Annotated in this window: 18 protein-coding genes and 1 other RNA gene; 8 read left to right on the top strand and 11 right to left on the bottom strand. The window is 54.9% G+C overall.

Annotation, left to right across the window (positions count from 1 at the left end):
* Position 1: 1 nt before the first annotated feature.
* Together dndD and dndE are read left to right on the top strand one after the other, a co-directional pair.
* Positions 2-1,987 (top strand): DNA sulfur modification protein DndD, encoded by a 1,986-nt coding sequence (gene dndD / locus ND528_RS25420; protein WP_263471462.1) that lies wholly within the window; start codon positions 2-4, stop codon positions 1,985-1,987.
* The gene (gene dndE, locus ND528_RS25415; protein ID WP_263471461.1) at positions 1,984-2,355 is read left to right on the top strand and encodes a DNA sulfur modification protein DndE; all 372 of its coding nucleotides are present in this window, start codon (positions 1,984-1,986) and stop codon (positions 2,353-2,355) included. The genes dndD and dndE overlap by 4 nt, the downstream gene beginning before the upstream one ends.
* A 202-nt stretch (positions 2,356-2,557) precedes the next feature.
* Here the strand turns inward: dndE and ND528_RS25410 are convergent, their stop codons facing one another.
* Together ND528_RS25410 and ND528_RS25405 are read right to left on the bottom strand one after the other, a co-directional pair.
* Positions 2,558-3,040 (bottom strand): hypothetical protein, encoded by a 483-nt coding sequence (locus ND528_RS25410; protein WP_263471460.1) that lies wholly within the window; start codon positions 3,038-3,040, stop codon positions 2,558-2,560.
* The gene (locus tag ND528_RS25405) at positions 3,037-4,812 is read right to left on the bottom strand and encodes an ATP-binding protein (RefSeq protein WP_263471459.1); all 1,776 of its coding nucleotides are present in this window, start codon (positions 4,810-4,812) and stop codon (positions 3,037-3,039) included. The genes ND528_RS25410 and ND528_RS25405 overlap by 4 nt, the downstream gene beginning before the upstream one ends.
* A gap of 129 nt (positions 4,813-4,941) precedes the next feature.
* Between ND528_RS25405 and ND528_RS25400 the strand changes: the two genes are divergently transcribed.
* Positions 4,942-5,559, top strand: coding sequence for a hypothetical protein (locus ND528_RS25400; protein ID WP_263471458.1), 618 nt, complete (start codon positions 4,942-4,944; stop codon positions 5,557-5,559).
* Between the two features lie 117 nt (positions 5,560-5,676).
* Here the strand turns inward: ND528_RS25400 and ND528_RS25395 are convergent, their stop codons facing one another.
* The gene (locus tag ND528_RS25395; protein WP_263471457.1) at positions 5,677-6,009 is read right to left on the bottom strand and encodes a hypothetical protein; all 333 of its coding nucleotides are present in this window, start codon (positions 6,007-6,009) and stop codon (positions 5,677-5,679) included.
* A 526-nt stretch (positions 6,010-6,535) separates the two neighbouring features.
* Between ND528_RS25395 and ND528_RS25390 the strand changes: the two genes are divergently transcribed.
* From ND528_RS25390 to ND528_RS25370, 5 genes are all read left to right on the top strand, one after another.
* Positions 6,536-7,072 (top strand): LasR-specific antiactivator QslA, encoded by a 537-nt coding sequence (locus ND528_RS25390; RefSeq protein ID WP_263471456.1) that lies wholly within the window; start codon positions 6,536-6,538, stop codon positions 7,070-7,072.
* Positions 7,073-8,139: 1,067 nt separating this feature from the next.
* Complete coding sequence (locus ND528_RS25385; RefSeq protein ID WP_263471455.1) at positions 8,140-9,546, top strand: YfjI family protein; 1,407 nt, start codon at positions 8,140-8,142, stop codon at positions 9,544-9,546.
* Positions 9,533-9,886, top strand: coding sequence for a hypothetical protein (locus ND528_RS25380; protein ID WP_103392131.1), 354 nt, complete (start codon positions 9,533-9,535; stop codon positions 9,884-9,886). The genes ND528_RS25385 and ND528_RS25380 overlap by 14 nt, the downstream gene beginning before the upstream one ends.
* Positions 9,870-10,850 carry an integrase domain-containing protein gene (locus ND528_RS25375; RefSeq protein WP_263471454.1) on the top strand — a complete coding sequence of 327 codons (981 nt, stop codon included), beginning with the start codon at positions 9,870-9,872 and terminating at the stop codon, positions 10,848-10,850. Before ND528_RS25380 ends, ND528_RS25375 begins: the two co-directional genes overlap by 17 nt.
* Entirely contained in the window at positions 10,847-11,116 is a 270-nt protein-coding gene (locus ND528_RS25370; protein ID WP_263471453.1) for a hypothetical protein, read from the top strand. The genes ND528_RS25375 and ND528_RS25370 overlap by 4 nt, the downstream gene beginning before the upstream one ends.
* A gap of 111 nt (positions 11,117-11,227) precedes the next feature.
* On the opposite strand, the gene ND528_RS25365 is transcribed toward ND528_RS25370, so the two are convergent.
* The 8 genes from ND528_RS25365 to ND528_RS25330 all read right to left on the bottom strand — a co-directional run bounded on the left by ND528_RS25365 (position 11,228) and on the right by ND528_RS25330 (position 21,200).
* The gene (locus ND528_RS25365; RefSeq protein ID WP_263471452.1) at positions 11,228-12,520 is read right to left on the bottom strand and encodes an integrase domain-containing protein; all 1,293 of its coding nucleotides are present in this window, start codon (positions 12,518-12,520) and stop codon (positions 11,228-11,230) included.
* Between the two features lie 187 nt (positions 12,521-12,707).
* Positions 12,708-13,096: a transfer-messenger RNA gene (ssrA, locus tag ND528_RS25360) on the bottom strand.
* 98 nt (positions 13,097-13,194) lie between these two features.
* Positions 13,195-13,473 (bottom strand): hypothetical protein, encoded by a 279-nt coding sequence (locus tag ND528_RS25355; RefSeq protein ID WP_130910771.1) that lies wholly within the window; start codon positions 13,471-13,473, stop codon positions 13,195-13,197.
* Positions 13,474-13,602: 129 nt separating this feature from the next.
* Positions 13,603-16,413, bottom strand: coding sequence for an FAD-binding and (Fe-S)-binding domain-containing protein (locus ND528_RS25350; RefSeq protein WP_263471451.1), 2,811 nt, complete (start codon positions 16,411-16,413; stop codon positions 13,603-13,605).
* On the bottom strand, positions 16,410-17,081 hold the full coding sequence (locus tag ND528_RS25345; protein WP_137215539.1) for a LutC/YkgG family protein: 672 nt from the start codon (positions 17,079-17,081) through the stop codon (positions 16,410-16,412). The genes ND528_RS25350 and ND528_RS25345 overlap by 4 nt, the downstream gene beginning before the upstream one ends.
* Positions 17,078-18,535 carry a LutB/LldF family L-lactate oxidation iron-sulfur protein gene (locus tag ND528_RS25340; RefSeq protein WP_041477924.1) on the bottom strand — a complete coding sequence of 486 codons (1,458 nt, stop codon included), beginning with the start codon at positions 18,533-18,535 and terminating at the stop codon, positions 17,078-17,080. Before ND528_RS25340 ends, ND528_RS25345 begins: the two co-directional genes overlap by 4 nt.
* Positions 18,532-19,356, bottom strand: a complete 825-nt coding sequence (locus ND528_RS25335; RefSeq protein ID WP_263471450.1) for a (Fe-S)-binding protein — start codon at positions 19,354-19,356, stop codon at positions 18,532-18,534. The genes ND528_RS25340 and ND528_RS25335 overlap by 4 nt, the downstream gene beginning before the upstream one ends.
* Before the next feature lie 149 nt (positions 19,357-19,505).
* Positions 19,506-21,200 (bottom strand): lactate permease LctP family transporter, encoded by a 1,695-nt coding sequence (locus ND528_RS25330; protein ID WP_122601818.1) that lies wholly within the window; start codon positions 21,198-21,200, stop codon positions 19,506-19,508.
* Positions 21,201-21,255: the final 55 nt, after the last annotated feature.

Here is a 21,255-nt window from a genome sequence, read left to right as displayed (position 1 = left end):
CATGGCCAAGTTAACTATTAACCAAATTTCCATTGAGAACCTTGGTCCATTTCGTGAGCGGCAAACTTTCGATCTTAGCGTCCAGGCTAAACGCCCCGTCATCTTAATAAAAGCTCTGAATGGGAGTGGCAAAACCACTCTGCTTACTGCACTGCAAGTTGGCCTATATGGCTATAAGGCCATCAACGTAGCTCGCCGAACTGAATATGAGCAGCTCATTATTGGTCTGCAGCGTAAGGATGCTACAGGGCCTGCTCGAATCGAGATGCAGCTTGGCATAGAAGTGGCTGATTATACCCAGATACTTACGATTCGCCGTGAATGGTCTGCTAAAGAAAAAGGGTGCAGAGAGCAATTCCTTGTATTTGCCGGTGATTTTGAAGATCGTGTACTGGCTGAAAATTGGGATGACTTCATCAACGGCATCTTGCCGGTGGAGCTTGTAAATCTGTTCCTGTTCGATGGTGAAAAAATCGAGGCATTGGCAAATCCTGAGCGGCTTCCGGAGTTGTTACGCCGTGCGACCGAGGTTTTTTTGGGACTTGGAGGTATCGATGCTTTAGCCGGAGATCTCAAGGCTCTGGAGCGTCGCAGCGGCAAAAAATACTCAACGCGCGCATCCAGTGGTGATCAGCAACAAGCAGATGAATATGAACTGCAGCTTAGAGAACTAGAGCGCCGTATCGAAATATTGTTGCAGAATCAGGGGCAAGCCAGAACCGAACTAGATGACGTCCAGCGTAAGTTAGAGCGCTTTTCTGTTGAGGCGCAGCGAAGTGGCTTGCAAGCGTACCAGCAGGCTGCAGAGCTGCGTGCTCGTGTCGATTTTTGTCAGCAACAGCACCTGCAAGCGCGTGCTGCTTTTATTGAGGTCCTAGAGGATTCATTACTGCCGCTTGCGTGGTTGGGGCCTCTCTGGAACGACTACAAACTGCAGTGGCAGAAAGATCAACGTGCTCGACACGCTCATATGCTTATTAAAGAGTTTGCCAGCCGTGACCAGCGAATTCTGGAGTTGTTAACTCATGAAGCTCCTAGAACGCAGCCAGTAGTAGCGCAATTACTCGCGGCAGACATCCAGGGGCTACAATCGGCCGAGCGTCATTTGCCAGTTTTCTCGCATCAGGGCGATCCTATCGAATTAGAGGCGAGCTTACAGATAGCCAAGCAGCGTTTTAAGGACTCGGAGGAAGCCCTTGCAGTCACAAAACAGGCTATGGATAAAGCACTGCAGGCAGTGGATCAAATACCAGCTTATGAACAGCTCGGTGCTGTCTTCGAGGCCATGCAGAAACACACTTTAGCGGTTTCGAATGCTGAGTTGAAAGTGCAGGAACAGAGCCGCGAACTGGAAGAGTTGCGTGGTAAACAAGCTCATTTCGAGACTCGTTATAACGCCGCAATGGCGCGCGCTCGCGCTGAACTTAAGGAAGGCGCTTTTCAGCTTATCACTCTGCAAGCGGCTGATCGCGCTAAGGTAGCGCTAAATCTCTTCCGGGACCGTTTACTAGCTTCAAAGGCGAAGTGGCTGTCGGAAATGATAACTACCGAATTCAAAAAGTTACTACGTAAGCGCAATTTAATTTCTCGCGTATTAGTCGAGCCACAAACTTATACAGTTTCCATCGAGGATGTGAATGGTTACACATTACCGATGGAGCGTTTATCAGCAGGTGAGCGACAAATTCTAGCAATCGCGGTGTTAAGTGCATTGATTAGAGAGCGTAAAGGGCGTTTCCCAGTAGTGGTAGATACGCCGTTAGCACGTCTGGATCGGAGTCATCGTGAGGCTTTGATTCATAATTTTTTTGCTAAAATCTCTCATCAGGTTTTAGTGCTGTCCACGGATGAGGAGGTTGAAGGCAGTGTGCATGCAGCACTCGAAGAGCACATGAGCCGTGAATATGAACTGTGTTTCGATGATGAAGAGCGCCGCAGCCTAGCTAGTGTGAAAGCTCATCAGCTGCATTTGGGGGATATTCAATGATTGATCGTATTCGTCTGACTGCTGCTGCCAAGATACAGCTTTCTACTCTAAAGCGTAAGACAGGGATGGAGCACTACAATTCCATTTGTCGGCATGCGCTTTGTTTATCACTCGCTGAAGCGTCAGTTCCCCCAGATGAGGAGTTCAGTTTTAATGGCGGGATTGAAATAGACTGGAGGGTTTTTACGGGGGGGCATGAAGACCTCTACCTTAATATTTTGCTGTATCGTCTGCAGCAGGATGGCTGTATTGCTAACTCTGAGAATCTCAAGAAAGTATGTATTAGTCACGTGCACCGAGGCCTCTCTTATCTCGCAGGAAAAGAGGATGAGTATCTCGTTGAGTCACTTATGAAGTTGGTCGAATAAAAGTACCCGAGTGTTAGCCTGTCTCTTTCGTGACCGGTAGTCATTTTGATCGCCCCGGATTGCGCTTTTCGCCATCCGGGACTCTGGCGGGGCTATTTAGCGGTCCTTTTCAACCTCCTCCCTCGCTTTGATGCGCTGGTGACCATAGAAGGTATTTCTATAGGTTCAATGACCACTGTTCCTTTCCAAGTCGGGCTGCAGTTTATTTTTTTGAACTAACAAGGTTGATGTCATATTTATTGTACTCTTCGATGATGACTTTTGTTGCATACTTTGCGAATGATTCAACATCAAAATTTAATGTGATTCTGGCAGATCGCTTTGTTGGGCGTGAAAGTAGTTTTTTGTATGATCCAAATGAATTTATATTTAGCCCGAATTGTTTATGTATTTCATCTTCAATTGCAAGTCGAGCGAACTTTCTTTTGCTTTCAATTTCATCATCGATAACTTTGCAGTGTAAGCCTATGTAAACAATGTCGTCTTCGTATATGGGGAGCTCATGGTAGTCAAGCTCCTTCTTCAGCTTTTCCATAAATGAACTGTCAGTTTTTCCCAGGTGCGACCCCCATCTCGCAGTTGGCATGTTTCCAGTTTCACCAATGTAAGCGTGATCTGTCGTGAAAATTGCATAGAGGTACGATCCGCCTCTTCGTCCCCATACCGTTCCACAATGTACTATCACTCTTCACCTAGATTTTCGTAAGCCCAATCAACTAAAAAGCTATCAATATTCCGGTGGAATCTTCTGAAGGCATTTTCTAGTTTGGTGGTATCGATATCATGCTCGTAGTTGAAAACATTGTTTTCGGCGACTCCTGCGGAAAACATCAAAGCTTCAATTGTAAGGCGCTCAGGTGTGCCGTTTTCAAAACGGCTGATGAACTCTTCGAAGAATGGGTGTGACTTATTTACAATGATAAAAGCGCCATGTAGAGAGTCGAAAAAAGTTTTCCAAAGCTGCCTCGGAGGGAAATTTTCTTCATACCTGATTTTTTTGAATAGGCTGCTGTCTGTGGCGACAGACTCGCTATCACTGGTATCGTTACTTTCTCTTTTTGACTTGATTTCTTGAAGCTTCTTCTGTGCCTCTTGATTTAATTTGTTTTGACGTTCCAGAGTCGTTTTGTTTGGAGATCCTTTAGAGAGCTCTTGCGGATCATCCTCAGTGACATCAATGACAGTTTGGTTGAAGGACTCGCCTTCTGTGTGGCGAACCTTTAGTTTTTCCTGGCAGGCCTGTCGAATCTGTTTAGCTGTTCGTATCGCTTGCGATACCACGTTTTCCAAACTACCTAAAATTTCGTCGTCAATTTCCAGCCGCTGTTTTGAGACGTCTACGTGCAATATGTCGTCATGTTCAGTGAGGATCTCAAACCTAAACCTAAGGTTGATGTCATCTTTCCCGATTAGGGGTTTACCGTTGGGCCTACCAAGGCTATCACCCCAGCGAATGAGCCTACCGTTACGGTAGATGAAGAATCCGCTGTTTTCTCTAGATATCCGATATGCCCGGATTTTTTCCTTGCTTTCGGGACTTAAAGGAGACTTCGTATCCGCTAAGACAGCTTGTGGAAAAGCAACTGCTTGAATTCTTATTTTTGATAATGGCTCGTCATTCTTGTCTTTGAAAGCGTCCCAGAGTTCATCGAGTACCAGATATGGGGTGGCGAAATCATAAGTTTTTGGGTTCCAGTCAGTATGCTTTTTGGCTTCCTCCAAAAAAAGAAGATCTTTTGGGGTTGCTTCTTCGAAGTCAGTATCTTCGTTGTTCTTGACTACTCTGAATAGGATAGATAGAGGCGGCTTTGGACGACTTAGAAAATTACTATATACAACGCCTAGGCGCTCCCGTAATTTCGTTATAGTTAAGTTTGGCGATGACTGGTTTATGTTTTCGCATCCGGAGATGGTCACAACAGTACCGGACTTCCCACTTAAAAGAATATTTGCTTGCTCGGTTTCTTCATCTGTCAATTGAGTCCGTACGACAGAGATTTGGTTGATTTTTTTGATGACTTCGAGGTCAAAGGTGTATTTATATGATAGTGCTTTATTTTTCTTGCTGAATATCGAAATGCTTGTACCTAACGATAGTCCGGCCGATTTCAGGCCCATGCCATATTTGGATAAGCTGTTTTCGGAATAGTTTCTTTCAGAGCCGATCTTAAATGCGTTAACTATTTCGTCTTCATTCATCCCTTTGCCGTTGTCTACAATTTGGTAATATGCGACACCGTTTTTTGATTTTAATGTTTTTCCTTCATGCAAGCCGAGTGTTACTTTGATCTCCTTCGCCCCTGCAGTTACTGAGTTGTCCACTAGATCCATGATCGCGGTATAAGGTTCATAGCCGATCTTGGCTATAGCCTCGCACAGGCGCACAGCATCAAACCCCACTGAGATGTGGTCAGATAATTTCAAAATGGTTCCCTCCGCAGGTAGAAATTGTTGCATTCCTACTACGTTTTGCTTGGAGGTGCAATGTTTTTTTGGTCTTCATGAGCTGCTAGCTCTGGCTTGACTGGTCTAGTACAATTCTGTTTATGTAATTTGATGGTTCTAATCATTTTTTTGGGGTGGGCTATGACTTTTGAAGAGATAAAACAAATAACCGAGATAGTGACCGACCATGACTGGTTTGATTACACAACTCTTATTTGCTCCGTTGTAGTACCAGCAATTGCCGCGGGGTTGAGCTATATCTTTTTTAAGAGACATGCGTCACAAGTTCTTAATGAAAAGCTCATTGAACGAGAGGTTGAGGCTTTGTATGACGTGATGGATTGTTTTTTTAGTTTCTCTGATGCGTTTGGGCTTTATCATTCGTTAAGCTACAAAAAATTTCGGAGCGATTTACAGCTCGTTCCTATAGTCTCTGACATTTCTGCCCAAGTGAAGACTGCGTCTGATGCGGTTCTTTCAGAGCATAAATCTATTAAGCGAGGGATTTTCTTGATGGAGGCACAAGGAGAGGACGACGCTGCCAAAGCATTGGATAACTACCACCAAACTGCAGTCGAAATTCGAAAGCGGCTATATTTTGCAGATGAAGAGCAAAATACAAGCGAAGCTGTGCGTCTAAAGAATGATGTTATTTTGAATTACGACATCGATGTTGAAAATGTTAGGAGCTTAAGAACCAAAGCATTGAAAGCGCTAGCGACCAGCAAGGCGAATCTCTCTAGTAAATATTCTCGCTAGTCTGTAGGCAGTCTAATTGCACTTATTTAGGTGAGCGTGCATCGTATAGTGGTTAGGTTAAATATTTTTATTATGTATGAACGGTACAAGCTGCGGTAATAAAGTTGTAGGGCCCGCCTACGTCGACTTGACCGAAACTACTTCTACAAACCTGAATTTTTTTCTAGCCGCTCTAGCGGCTTCTTGCTCCGCAACTAGAGAACTTAACGTATCGGCCTCATGCACGACTTCGTGCATCTTGCCTTCGAATTCATTTCCCACCCTTAGTGTAACTCTCATTCTTGGGGTGAATTTATGTGAAGATTTCTTTTTCTTTGCTGTATTTTCTGGCTCCGTAGTCACGATATTCAGCGCAGTGTGCTGTACACGTGGAGCGATTACTAATGCACGGACCTCGAGCTCACCAAATAATGCCTGACGCATTTCTTCTTCCGTCAATTCTATAGTCATATCATTTCCCGAGAGCATGTCATGTATATCGCTCGGATTCTACCAGCGTTATGGAACCCGGTAGTAAGAAGACGCTGCGTGGTACCGGGTTCACCAGAACCACCACATGACAACGAACGTTTTTTGTCCGGCGCTTTGATTTGAATGTTGCACTTATTGACACTTCTGCTTGTATTGTTGCGGCTTCACATTTACGCTTTGCTCCGTCGCGGTCAATCCCGTGACCGGGTGTCGCAACCTGAATCGAAACCAAGGCGCGGTATGTGCCATATCGCACAGTCAGCACTTCAAGTGCTAGCTGCTGCTTTTCTATGGCGCACCGTGCAGGGCAGGCTTCGGCCTGGCCGGGTTCCTTGGTTTCCGGTTTGCGACCCCTGTACGGTGTGCCACCCATCCGTGTCGCAACGGTGGATGGCATTCCTTAATCAAACCAAGGAGATAAGGAAAATGGCATGTCCCCCTTTTAAGCCCGTGCGCCACCTTGGCTGTCTGTTTCGCACTGCAAACTATCTCGGAGGATTCCGCGATGTTTGATCTCTCGCTTCTCATCGGCCTCCCCAAACCCAACAGCATCGATACCGCGTTGCTTACCCCTGAAGATGCCGCGATTAAACTACGGCAGGCTGCCACTCTTCGGCTTAATGGAGCACAGAGTATTCTGCTTCATTGTCCGCAAGACGTTGAGCTCGCGGTAGAGCTGTTGGATGACGCGGCAGTGCTGTTCGACAAGGCATTTCGATATCTGTCGGGTATCCCTGCTCAGCGCGTTCATCAACAGATTGGTGAGTACGTATCTGTCCCTTCCGCTGAAGGCTGTCCCGGTATCCGAACACCATGGGGCAATGAATTTCGCCCGATGATTGAGGAGGGCGTTCGATGCGCTGAGGCCTGGCTCGATGGCTCATCGTTGCCGCTGTGGTGGGCACTGGCGCAAAACCGAAAGCGTCATCGTCCAGGTGATCCCCAAGAAGCGTTTGAAGCGGGCTTTCTGCTGCGATTGCAGCAGACGCTGATCATGCGACGTGAAGCCGTCACCTCCCAATCAACCAGCTTTGATGCCTGAGTCTGTAATTGACGTTTGAGATTTGCTTTTCCCGTCAAACCCTCCGATCAAGCGATCTTTGATCGCGCTGATTGGAGGGTTCACTCGCTTTTTTTTAAAGCCACGTCGTGCCACCGGCTCATTTTGATATCTGATTAGCGCCACACATTCTTTTACCGTCGTTAATCGCCCGCGATTCTACTAAGCGCAGCGCCGTTTAAGTGTCAGGACGGATCGTTTCGTCGAGGCGTGGATCTAGGTGTAGCGACATCGGCGACACCGGCGACAACCCATGCAGACCGGGCCTGGAGCGTGGCGACACAAGTGGCGACAGTCGCCACTTTCTGAGCGCATTGGCCGGGACGCTTGACCGCCTTTTCGAGTGGGTATAAAAATTGGCGCACGGATCGCTGTCGTTGACAGCACCTGCCCAGGTAGCCAGAACCTTCAAGGCTACGCCACTTGCGTGGTGGTTCTCCCAAAGTGCGATTAGCATCCGGCGGCTCGCACGATTACTCCCCAAGAGTGATGGATGCCTACTTCACTTATCTGCCCACTGCGGCAGACGATGGACCTACCTCGCTGCACTGCAGCAACCTCACCTCTCGGCACACTTCGCTGCGCCAGATCGCGCCCGTCTCTTTCTCCTGGAAAGAGACGGGCGCTCGTATCACTGCTGCAATCCACGTCTTACATGGCATTGCCGTAATTCTCCTCGTGACAATCGGCGTGACAAGTCCGATTCGTCGCCATCCACAACGACACAGGCACCGGTGCCGCAGCCTATGGAAAGGCTGCACCTGACTGACAGTTAGGCATGCCCCAGGTGTCGATGTTGTTGCCTTCTCTCACCCAGGATCTCCAGGTGCCGAACTCGTCAGTCGGCACAGCCTCCACCCGCCCGTATCTTCGGATGCGTCTAAGGAGGCCAGATTCATGGGGTCATGCCCTTGCTCCCGGTCGTAAGGAGCCGTTCGTTCCACGTCAGTGAACACCTCACAGGCCGCAGGGGCCTTGATCCCTGATAACACTCAACAGCCGTGGCGGGACTACGTGAGGACAACCAGCAATGAACGTGGAGAGGGCCCATGCAGCAGTTAGATCCGAAGCTTGAACTACCACGACCACCTCGACCGCTGATTGAGTCGAATCCCGTGGCCCAGCCTTATCCGGTGCAGGCACTGGGTGGGATTCTTGGGCCTGCGGTAGAGCGAATGGCCGAGGTCATCGGCGTGCCTCATGCATTGGCCGCGCAATCAGTGTTGGCTGCCTCGGCCCTAGCCACTCAAGGTCATGCGGGCTTACAACTCGACGGGAGAAATTATCCCCTGTCGCTGTACCTGATCACGGTGGCCGCGTCAGGTGATCGCAAGACCGCCGCAGACCGATGTGCATTGCTGCCTGCACGGCAATGGGAGCGTGAACAGTGGCAGCGCTATCGCGAACAACTTGCCCGGTACCGTGCCGCACAGCGACAGGCGCAGCGTATCAAGCCTGGCGATCCTGAGCCCGTAAACGGAATGTCGCTCGAAGCGGAGCCCTCAGCCCCTAGACTGATCACCACCGACCCGACTATCGAGGCCCTGATCAAGGGGCTCTGTCATGATCTGCCTAGCATGGGTCTGTTCTGTGATGAGGGTGGACAATTCCTCGGCAGCAGCACCATGAGTCGGGATAACCGTTTGAAAGCGGTCACGACCTTGTCGTCACTCTGGGATGGCAGCCCGATAGATCGCGCGCGTTCCATGGTTGGTGAAAGCTTGCGAGCCTATGACCGACGCTTGAGCCTGCACCTGATGCTGCAACCGTATTTGGCCATGCAGTTACTCAGTGACCCGTTGCTGCAGGGGCAAGGCATTCTAGGGCGCTGCTTGATGACCTGGCCCACCAGTCTAGCCGGGCAACGTAGCTACCTGGCTGTCGACTTGTCCAAAGACGCTGCCCTCAAGCGCTATCATCATCGCCTTTCGGCTCTGTTTTATCAGCCTTGGTCACTTTCCGCTGACGGAGCCTTGCAGCTGTCAAAGCTGAGCCTCAGTCCGCTGGCGCGTCGTCGCTGGATTGATTTGCATGATGCTATCGAAGCTCAACTGGGTGAGTTTGGCGAGCTGGCCAGCGTGCGGCCCAGCGGTTCGAAGGCCGCCGACAACCTTTTGCGCGTCGCCGGCATTTTGGCCGTTGTGGAGGAGAGCAGTGTCGTGGAGGTCGACCATATCCAGCGGGCCTCGGCCTTAGTTGGCTACTACCTCACCGAGATCCAGCGCCTGACCGAGCAGGAGCCAGTGTGCAGGGTAAAAGAAGAGGCGGACCGGCTGTTGCGCTGGCTGCAGGTCAAGGAGTGGACGCGCTTCAGTATTCGAGATCTGAATCGCAACGGTCCCCGCTTTGCCCGCAAGAGCAGTCGTCATGCCGCAAAGCTGTTGGTCGAGTTGATTGATCATCAGTGGTTGATCTCCGACGGCCACACCTTCGAGGTGCGCCATGTTCAATCTTGATGAAGCGCTGCGCAACCATCTGGCTCAACGCCAAAAGGAGCCGAAAGTGCGATTTGTCGCCGGTACTGTCGCCACTTTGTCGCCACGCTCAAAGGCAGGCAAGGCAAGGGTTGTCGCCGGTGTCGCCGGTGTCGCCACCCTCCATAGAACTATCACCTCGACGACCTCCATTATCCAATGGTTGGAAGAGCAGGGCGCGCATCTTTACGTCACCGACAACACGCTGTGTTTTCGCCCGACTGATTGGGCTCAGTTCGCGATTGTAAGTGCGCACTGGCGAGCCCTTTTGCATGATCTCGCAGCAGCCGATCAGGAACAGAAAAATGGCTCGGGTCGGTAAGCGAGCAGGGCGCAATTTCGGCTTCGGTCGCCAGCTCAGCTATGCCGGACCGCAGGCACTGAAAGACCTGTTTGGCGACGGCCATTTTGCTACCGTCAAAGCCCATAGTGATCGCTGGCAGGCGTTCGTGCATTGGTGTCGATCTGATGAAGGGCCGAGGGTCAACGACGCGCGCCAGATAGACCGCGAGATCCTCATGCGGTACGCCGTCCACGTGCGGGAGCAGGTTGATCAGGGCAACGTCGGCATTGCCACTGCGCAGAACCGACTGTCCAGCGTGAACCGAACGATGGCCGCGCTGCGCGGTGATCAATACGTCAAAATTCCGAGTCCGAGCAAGGCGCTTGGCTTGCAGCGCTCAAGCGTGCGTAGTGAGGCGCCACAAGGCCAAGACCGTGTGCAGGTCAGGCTGATTGCGCAAGCGCTGTCAGAGCGACAGCAACTGAGGGTGAGTGCCATTGTGCTCCTTGCTCGGGAGACCGGAATGCGCCTGCGTGAAGCGATCTTGGCGGACTTGCCCCGGCTGCAACTTGAGGCTCGGCAACTGGGCAAGATCAATATCCAGGACGGCACCAAAGGCGGTCGATCAGGCGCATCGGCACCGCGTTGGATTGCGGTCACGGATCAAGTTCGTGGCGCCCTCGACAGGGCCAGCGAGGCTTCACCCAAGGGCAGTCGGAATCTGTTAACACCTGATGAAAGCTACAAAGATTTCCTACAGACAGTCGTGCGACCGGCACGGGACATCCTGCATGAGCATGGATTGAAAGGCTTTCATGAACTTCGGGCGGCTTACGCCTGTGAGCGCTATGAGCAACTGACCGGTTTCTCCGCGCCCATCAATGGCGGTCGTGGTAATCGAGAGGATCGAGCACTCGATCAGCGTGCACGCCAGCAGATCAGCCACGAGTTGGGGCATAACCGCATCGACGTGGTGAGTGCCTACATCGGAGGTCGTCGATGAAGTCCGAGTTCGATATGGCGTTGTTTCTGAGTCCCGTGCTCAAAGGTGCGCATGCCACGCGGCAGCGGCATATCAGGCAGGCAGAAAGGATGCACGAGGCGATTCGTGAGCGCTGGAGTTGTGCGACCCCCTGGTCCTGGAGGGAAAAGCACACCAGATGGTTTTTAGAGCACTATCTGCGTTGCTCAGCACCAGCGACCGTCTATTACTATGAGTTAACAGCAGGGCTGATCCGCCGCAGAAAGGCGCAACTCGTGGTTGTCTGATAGACGCTTTTAAGCGTGAGCCCCTAAGTATGGGAATGCGGAGCCTTCCCATACTCAGGGGCTTGGCCGAAGAAGCGCAGGCATGCGGCAGATTTAGCGACAGTCGCCACTTCAGTCGCCCTGCTGCACGACACGGATTGTCGCCGGCTCAGCGTATCGGCAGACGTTACGGTCCCTGGTTTGATTGATGGCGGATGCCGACAGGCTGCCGGTGGCTGCCTTCTGGATATGTTCACTCCACCAGGCCATCATCGGACGCCGGCGTTCGATGTAATCCGCCCGGTTGTAGGCGCTTCGAACTTCGTCTTTATCGACATGCGACAGCGCGACTTCGATCAGCTCCGGATCCCATCCATGCTCGTTCAGGATTGTGCTGGCCATGGAGCGCATTCCGTGGCTTACCAAGCGGTCCTGAAAACCCATTCGTTTCAACGCCATGTTGGCTGTTTGGCTATTCGCGTGGGTGCGCGGGTTTCTATCTGACGGGAACACATATTCCCTGTGGGCGCTATGGGGCTTAAGCGTCTCCAATAACGAGAGTGCATGTTCGGTCAGCGGGATTGTGTGCGGACGACGCTTTTTCATTCGCTCCGGAGGGATGGTCCAGAGGCGTTTGTCGAAGTCGATATCTGCCCATCGGGTGGTCGCCGCTTCGGAGGGGCGGGTCATGGTGTGCAGCTGCCATTCGATCAGGCAGCGGGTCGTCCGCTTGATGCTGGCGTTCGCGATCTCCATCATGAGCTCGGGAAGCTCATCAGCTGGTAGCGCGGCCATGTTCTCTTTTTTGGGTTTCTTGAAGACCGCTCGAATGCCGCTGAGAGGGTTGGCAAAGATCATTCCGGAATTGACCCCGTAAGTCATGATCTCGTTAAGGCGCTGGCTTACCCGCTTCACGGTCTCGAGGCTACCTTTGGCCTCAATCGGCCGAAGGAGCTTGATGACCATCGGGGCATTCACTTCTGATAGCGGCGTTGATTTCATGCTCGGAAATACATGCAGCGTGAGTGAGCGCCAGATGTCTTCGGCATACGCCGGGGTGACGGAATCCTTCTTCAATTCGAACCACGCGGTGGCTACGTTCTCGAACGTATGTTCCGTTTCCGCTCGTTTGGCTTCCTGCAGTTCATTACGCTGAGCTTTGGGGTCGATGCCCTGTGCAAGCAGCTCTCTGGCCTCAACGGTTTTCTTCCTGGCTTGCGCAAGAGAAACCTCGGGATAGGATCCGAGTGCCATGTTGATTCGGTTCTTGGTCACGGGATGTCGGTAGTTGAAATTCCACTGCATCGAGCGATTGACCCTGACTCGCAGTTGGAGCCCGTCGCCATCGGTGAGGACGTAATCCTTGTCTTTCGGTTTGACCGCCTTCAGCTGGCGGTCGGAGAGGCGGGTGGTTTGAGCGCACATGAGAAGTACTCCATGACACCTTTTGGTATTCCCAAGATTAGCGCCGGGTAGCCGGGAATACCATTGGGAATACCAAATCGGCTGGAACTCAAAAAACCTAGAAAGCCTTCTATAGCCCTGAAGCCCCCGTATTTACTGGATTTCAGGCACAAAAAAAGACGTCCGTGGACGTCTTTAGATGATGAAGTGGTGGAGCCGGGGGGATTTGAACCCCCGTCCGCCAGTACTCCGCTGTCGGTACTACATGCGTAGCCGTGTCTATTAAGTTAACCCTCAGCGACCCGACGGGCAGGGTGCTTTGGGCGAGTTGTGTAAGTTTTAGCCGCTTCGTCCACAACGTACTGCACGGCGATTCTGTTCTATATGACAATCATTTCGGGTTTACAGACATCCCCTGATGATTGCTGGACCCGAAGGTACCAGGAGCATTGTCAGCTGCAATTAAGCAGCGAGAGCAACACCGTATTGGTCGTCATTGGCAACTATAAGTAGTTGCAACAGTGGATTTACGACTTCTGTTACCAAGTCGGCATGCACCTAGAGTTTCGCAACCGGCGTCGAATCCTAAACGGCCCCGAACTCATTGCCCGGTGAATCTGATCGGGCAACAAGCGTGCACAGTGTACGTCAATCTGCCGACGAGGCCAACCCGCAGGTTGGCCCGTCAGCATGGATCAGTTGTTGGTGCCGGTGGCTTTGCGCAGTTCCACGATGGTTTGCGAGGTTTCGGCAACGCAGTCGTCGATTTTGCCTTCGGCCTTCAACGACTGAGCTCTAGTCACACTGGCTTCAGCGCGCTGGCTCAGTTCTGGGTTCGACGACAACTGCGCCTTGCCACTTTGAATGGTCTGAATATTGGCATCGCACAGATCAGCAGGCTTGTCTGCGGCGAACGAAGTGGACGCCATCATCGAGGCAGTAACGAACAGACCTAACAGTACAGAACGCTTCATGTGTATCTCCTTGAACTGAGGGATCCAGGCTTCGCTGACCGCTGGGCGAGCCACCGAATGGAGGAAAAGCCCCGATTTTTCGGGGCCTGTTCTGTGGATTGCCGTCTCGCTCAAGAGTTCTATTTTTTTTCAGACAGCCTTCGCCCGTGTCACCCGATCCACCAGATAAACCAGCCCGTGGTAGTCGATGCCACCGTGCTGGGTCAGGCCGATTTCGCAGGTGCGGCTGGTGGAAATACCCTCGCTGCAGTGCTGCACGGCGTCCTTGAGCGTACGCAGCGAATGGCTGTTCAGCTCCGGTGTGGTGAAGCCTTTGTCGCCGGCAAATCCGCAGCAATGTATGCCTTCAGGAATCACCACGGTGTTGCTGCATTTGCGCGCCAGATCGATCAGCGCCTGGCTTTCGCCCAAGTGCTGAGTGCTGCAGGTCACGTGGACGGCAATAGGCGCTTCCTGGGGTGTGAAGTCCAGGCGATCCAGCAGATGCGTACGGATGAAGCGCACCGGATCGTACAGATCCAGTCGCGTTTCGCCGATGTCCTGCACCAGTCGCAACGTACACGGGCTGGTGTCGCAATAGATCGGGTCAAGGCCGCCGCGACTGGCGTGGAGCAGGGCGCTGATCAGTTCCTGGCGCTTGTGCTCGGCCTGTTCGGCGTAGCCTTTGGAGGCGAACGGCTGGCCGCAGCAGAGATTGTCCTGGTTGTCGGGAAAGACGACCTGGTAACCGGCCTTTTCCAGCAGGCCACGGGTTTTGTCGTATAGCGACATCTGTTCTTTGTCGCCCGCCGCCGGGCCCATGACCCGCGAGACGCAAGCTGCCAGATAAACCACGCGCGGGCGCTCGTCGGCCACGCTCGGGCTGAAGCGAATGGCTTTTTCCGGTTGTGGCATGGCGTTGGTCCACAGCGGCACCTGGCCTTTGGACAAGCGCGTCAGCGTCGCCGACAACTTTGCCAGACGCGGTGCGCCGAGCATCATTCGCGCGCCGTTGGCGACGTGCAGGGTGAAGCGTGCGCCTTGCAGGGTTTTGGCGAAATTTCCTTCGATCCAGTCAGCGGTTTTCTGATGCGTGGCGTGTCGGCCACGGAGCTTTTTCACCAGTTCGCCGGTGTTGATGCCTACAGGGCAGCGTTGCGCACACAGGCCGGTCGCGGCGCAGGTGTCGATGCCTTGGTACTCGTAGGCTTTTTCCAGTTCTGTGGTGTCGACGCCGGCGCGCTTTTTCGCCTGGATATCACGCCAGATGACGATGCGCTGGCGCGGGCTCAGGGTCAGGCCTTTCGATGGGCAGACCGGTTCGCAAAAACCGCACTCGATGCACTTATCCACAATCTCGTCCGCCGCCGGCAGCGGTTTCAGGTGCTTGAGGTGGATCTGCGGATCTTCGCTGAGCACCACGTCCGGATTGAGAATGCCGTTCGGGTCGAGCAGGCGTTTGAGCTGCCACATCAGTTGATAGGCGTCGCTTCCCCATTCCAGTTCCACGAAGGGCGCCATGTTACGGCCGGTGCCGTGTTCGGCCTTCAGCGAGCCGCCGAATTCCACTGCAACCAGTTGCGCGACGTCGTCCATGAACGCTTGGTAGCGTGCGATTTCTTCCGGGCTGTTGAAGCCTTGGGTGAAGACGAAGTGCAGATTGCCTTCCAGTGCGTGTCCGAAAAGGATCGCTTCGTCGTAGGCATGTTTGTCGAACAGCTCGATCAGGCGATTGACGCCGATGGCCAGTTGTTCGACAGGGAAGGTCACGTCTTCGATGATCACCGTGGTGCCGGTTTTGCGCACGGCACCGACGGCGGGGAAGGTGTCCTTGCGGATGGCCCAGAGGCGAGCGTTTTCCACCGGGTCTTCAGTGAAATCGACCTGCTTCTCTACGGGGAAATCGCGCAGGGACGCCATGATTTGCGCCAGTTGTTCCTGTAGCAATGTCGACGAAGCAGCGCGGGATTCGATGAGCAGTGCGCAGGCATTTTCCGATAGCCGCTGTACGAAAGCGGGCATGCCTTTTTTGTCCTGCACCGAGCGCAGACTGCGTCGGTCGAGCAGTTCCACGGCGGATACCGGTTGGCTTTTCAGCACGGTCACCGCGTTGCAGCAGGTTTCGACATCGGGGAACACGATCAGCGCCGAGGCTTTGTTCGGGTGATCGATGACGGTGTCGTAAGTCACCGCGCTGATGAAGCCGAGCGTGCCTTCGGAGCCGACCAGCAGGTGGCTCAGGATATCCACAGGCTCGTCGAAATCCACCAGGGCGTTGAGCGACAGGCCGGTGGTATTTTTCAGACGGTATTTGTGGCGGATTCTTGCGGCCAGTTCGGCGTTGGCGCGGGTCTCGCGACCCAATGTCGCCAAGCGTTCGAGCAACTCGCCGTGGCTTGAACGAAATGCAGCGACGCTGGCAGGGTCTTCAGTGTCGAGGCGCGTGCCATCGGCCAGCACCAGGCGAATCCCGGCCAGGGTGTGATAGGTATTCTGCGCGGTGCCACAGCACATGCCGCTGGCGTTGTTGGCGACGATGCCGCCGATCTTGCAGGCATTGATCGACGCCGGGTCCGGGCCGATCTTGCGCCCGAACGGTGCCAGCCAGGCATTGGCCTGCGCGCCGATCACGCCCGGTTGCAGGCGGATCTGCGTGCCCTGGCCGCGAATCTCGCGGGCGTTCCAGTTATCCCCAAGCACGATCAGCACGGAATCGCTGATCGCCTGCCCGGACAGGCTGGTGCCGGCGGCGCGGAAGGTCACCGGCACCTTGTCGCGCTGAGCCAGTTGCAGCAGCGCCACTACCTCATCTTCGGACTCAACGCGGATCACCAGTTTCGGAATCAGTCGATAGAAACTGGCGTCGGTGCCAAAGGCCAGGGTCGACAGCGGATCGTCGAAACGCCGGTCTGCTGGAATCAGTTGCTCGGCATCACGCAGGAAAGCAGCAGGAAGACTCATTGATCCTCCAGAATCAGCACGACCAGATCTTTCGGGCCATGCGCGCCGTAGGCGAGGACCTGTTCAATATCGGCGGTTTTCGACGGGCCGGAGACCAGCAGCGCGTTGGTCGGCATGCCTTGCGCCCATTCGAATTCCTCTTGCACCTGATAGAAGTTGTCGCGGATTTCGCTGGCCTTGAGCAGGGCGAAATGCACCGGTGGCACCAGGCTCATCAAGCGCGGTTCTTCACGGGTTGGCCAGATAATCAGGCTGCCGGTTGCGGCGATCGCACCGAGGGTGCCGGTGAGGCTGGCCGGGGTGTCGTTGAACAGCTCGGCTTTCCACGCTTCCATTGGCCGGTCGTAGGACTTCAGTTCTGGCAGCTCGGGATTGTTCGCCCAGTGCTGTGCGATGCGTTGCCCGTGCGGTGTGGTCGGTGCGATCAGCAGGCTCGGCAATTGGCGGTCGCGCAGCAGTTGCGCCAGTAATGCCGGCCACTCCGCGCCCGAGGTCAGGTGGATTTCGGTGTGCACCGCCTCCATCAGTTTGCGCAGTTGCGGGATGCGTTGCTCGGCGCTGTAGGTGTAGGGCTGGGTGACCAGATCGACGTCGAAGTTGTCGGCAATTGGCGTGGTGCCGGTCAGACTTTTCCGCAGCTTGCCGAGGATATTTTGCTTGGCGCTCATCGACGCTCTCCCTGTTTGGCCAGATGCTCGCGGGCCATGTCATGCAGCGAACGCGCGGCCGGTTTCGGCGCGCTGTGGTTTTGCGTCCATGGGCCGACGTTGCTCGGCGTAAGGGCGCGCAGGCGCGTGGCGAAAAAAGCGAACAAGCGGTACAGCGTCGGCGAGCTGTTGAGTCTGGCCCAGGCGTTCCAGATAAAACGCTCCTTGCGCGAATACTTGCTGCCCTGACCGCGCATCACCTGATTCGGCGCGTCCGGGGCTTTGACGTTTTCCTCGCGCAGACGGCGCAGGATCGCCGGGATCGGAATTTTCACCGGGCAGACTTCACCGCAGGCGCCGCACAGTGAGGACGCGCTCGGGTGGTCCGGAACCTTGGCCAGGCCGACCATGTGCGGGGTGATGATCTTGCCGATCGGGCCTGGGTAGACCTCGCCATAGGTGTGGCCGCCGACTCGCGTGTAAACCGGGCAATGATTCATGCAGGCGCCGCAGCGGATGCAGTTCAGGGTCTGGCGCAATTCACTGTCGGCGAAGGCTTGGCTGCGACCGTTGTCGAGCAACACCAGATGCACTTCCTGCGGGCCGTCGAGTTCATGTTCCTTGCGCGGGCCAGAGATCATGTTGACGTAAGTGGTGATCGGAATGCCCAGCGCCGAGCGCGTCAGCAGTGACAGCAGCGGCACCACGTCGCGCAGGTTTTCCACGACTTTTTCGATGCCGGTGACGGCGATATGCACCGGCGGCACGGTGGTGGTCATGCGCCCGTTGCCTTCGTTTTCCACCAGCAGCAGGGTGCCGGTTTCGGCCACGGCGAAGTTGACGCCGGAGACGCCGATGTCGGCTTCGAAGAATTTCTGCCGCAGGACCCTGCGACCGATCTGAATGAGTTGGTCAACGTCCTTGGTGTATTCCACGCCAAGTTTGTCGTGGAACAAGGACGCGACCTGACCGGCATTCTTGTGGATCGCCGGCATAATGATGTGTGAAGGCTTCTCGTGGTCGAGCTGGACGATGTACTCCCCCATGTCGGACTCCAGACATTCAATGTCCCGAGCCTCGAGGAAATGGTTCATCTCCATCTCTTCGCTGACCATCGATTTGCCCTTGATCACTTGCCGCGCCTCGTGAGCGCGGATGATCGATAAGACGATGCCATTGGCCTCGTCCACCGTTTCCGCCCAGTGCACTGTCACACCGTTGCGGGTCAGGTTCTGTTCCAGTTGCTCGAGCAGGTCGGGCAACTTGGACAGCGCGCGGGCCTTGATCGAATTGCCCAGTGCGCGCAAGTGTTCTCTTTCGTGGGCATCGCTGAAAGCCGCTGCCCGCTTGGTCATCAGTGAATCCATGGCAGTGCGGAAGTTGTTCCGCAGCTGCTGATCACCCAAGGCATTGTGTGCCCGAGTGCGGAAATCTTCTTCTACGGCGACCGTAGGAATAATCGTCGAGGTGCTCATTGCGCACCTCCGGTTCGCTGCCAGAGGAAGCTCGCCAGATGTTGCCCGCGTAACGCTTCCTGCTGTTTCTCCAGCGCGCCGTTGATGTTCATCAAACAGCCGCAGTCGGCACTCAGTACCTTGTGCGCGCCGGACTCCTTCAATGCGCGGGTCTTGTCAGCCACCATCGCGCCGGAAATGTCTGGCATACGGACGCTGAATGTCCCACCGAAGCCACAGCATTCGCTTTCGTGGTCGTGATTGACCCGCTCCACATTGCTCAACTGCGCCAACAACTCGCGGCCGTGCAGGTGGGTATTCATTTCGCGGCGTGCCGAACACGAGGTGTGCAGCGCGACTTTCACCGGTTCACCGCTGTCCTTGAGCTGCACCTTGCAGACGAACAGCAGAAATTCGGCCAATTCATAAGTGCGAGCCGCAAGGGCCTGCACCTGTTTCAACGTTTCCGGCTCATCCTTGAACAAGTCGGCGTAATGCTCGCGCAGCATGCCGGCGCAGGAACCCGACGGCACCACCACCGGATAATCCCCGGCAAACAGCGCCAGTTGCGAGCGCGCTACCGTCCGCGCCTGCTCGGTGTAACCCGAGGTGTAGGCCGGTTGGCCGCAGCAGCTCTGCCCTTGCGGATACTCGACCCGGATCCCTTCGCGCTCCAGCAGATGGATCGCGTCCATCCCGGCTTCGGGGTAGAACAGGTCGACCACACACGTGCCGAACAGGTAGACCCGCGACGGTTTCTCGCTGGGGTATTGCCGAGGTTCGGGCAGTGGCGATGCCACGCGGGTCGCGTTCGGCACAGCGTTGTAAAAAAGCTCGCTCATCAGGCGTGTCTCCGGGTAGGCCCGGTTATCCGTCTGCTGCGGCTGCCGAATATAAAGCGCATTGCTTTCAGCAGCCTTACAGACCCGGTGGTGAATTGCTGACGCCGGATCACGGGCCGGCGTCGGTTATTTCCGTCTTTCTTGTAGGTTTAGTGCACCAGCATGCCGGTGAACCAGTAGGCCTGAGCCAGGGTGATCAAACCGACAATCGTTGCAAAGAATAGGCTGTGCTTGAGGGTGAAGCGGAACAGATCCGATTCCTTGCCGACCAGACCGGTCGCGGCGCAGGCCACGGCGATCGATTGCGGCGAGATCATCTTGCCGGTCACGCCGCCGCTGGTATTGGCCGCCACCAGCAAGGTGTCGTTGACGCCGATCTGGTGTGCGGTGGTCGCTTGCAACGAACTGAACAGCGCGTTCGACGAGGTATCCGAACCGGTGAGGAACACGCCCAGCCAGCCGAGGAACGGCGAGAAGAACGGGAATGCCGCGCCAGTACCCGCCAGCACCAGGGCCATGGTCGAGGACATGCCGGAATAGTTGGTGACAAAGGCGAACGCCAGCACCATGCCGATCGACAGGATTGGCCAGCGCAGTTCGTAGAAGGTTTCTTTCAAAGTGGTCAGACCAGTTTTGAAATTGATCTTCAGCACCAGCATCGAAATCAGCGCGGAGAAGAAAATCGCCGTGCCGGTGGCGGAAATCGGGTCGAGTTTGAACACCGCTGGAATCGCGGTCGGGTTGGCCACGATTGGCGCAGTCTTGATCACCAGTTGATCAAGGTGCGGAATCGCGAAGTTGAACACCCAGCCGTACATCGAGCCGCCGGCAGCGAACATCGCTTTGAAAGGCTTCAGCGTCCAAATGGTCACCAGTACGGTGAGGATCAGGAACGGCGACCACGCCTTGAAAATTTCCCCGAGGCTGTAGGGCGAAGCGACGGTGGTGCGCTTCTGGCCGAAGCCGCCGACGCTGGCGCTGACCACTGAAGCGGATACGGCGCCAACGATGTGCTGGCCGGCGGCGCGGCGTGGTTGCCAGACCTTGAGGAACAGGGTCAGGGAAATCAGGCTGGCCAGTGCCGAGGTGATGTCCGGCAGTTCCGGGCCGATGAAGTTGGAAGTGAAGTATTGGGTGATGGCGAAACTCAGACCTGCCACCAGCGCGGCCGGCCAGGTTTCGCGCACACCGCGCAGGCCGTCCATCATGAATACCAGCCAGAATGGCACGAACAGCGACAGCAGTGGCAACTGGCGACCGGTCATGGCGCCGATCTTGAAGGCGTCGATGCCAGTGACCTGGCCCGCCACGATGATCGGAATCCCCAGCGCGCCGAACGCTACCGGCGCAGTGTTGGCAATCAGGCACAAGCCGGCGGCGTACAGCGGGTTGAAGCCCAGTCCTACAAGGAGTGCGGCAGTAATCGCTACCGGCGCGCCGAATCCGGCAGCACCTTCCAGAAATGCGCCGAAGCAGAAACCGATCAGCAACACCTGCAAGCGCTGGTCATCGGTGATCGACAGGACCGAACTGCGGATGACCTCGAACTGACCGCTTTTCACCGTCAGTTTGTAGAGGAACACCGCTGCGACAATGATCCAGGCAATCGGCCACAGGCCATAAGCGAAACCGTAACCAGCGGCGGCGAAGGCCATGTCCACTGGCATCTGGAAGGCGAAAATCGCCACGGCAATCGAAAGCGCGAGGGTGATGCTGCCGGCCACATGGCCTTTGAGGCGGAACACCGCCAGGGCGAGAAAGAAGAACACGATGGGAATGACGGCCGCGAGAGCGGAGACGCCAAGGCTGCCGAGCGGACTGTAGAGCTGTTGCCAGGTTTGCATGGTGGGGTGGCCCCTAATTGTTGTTGGTCAGGCACTGAGAGCAATCTTGGATAAT

The organism is Pseudomonas mercuritolerans (genome assembly GCF_025706525.1).
Taxonomy (GTDB): Bacteria; Pseudomonadota; Gammaproteobacteria; order Pseudomonadales; family Pseudomonadaceae; genus Aquipseudomonas; species Aquipseudomonas mercuritolerans.
Note: the sequence above shows the minus strand (reverse complement) of the source record. Positions and strands in the feature narration are given on the sequence as shown.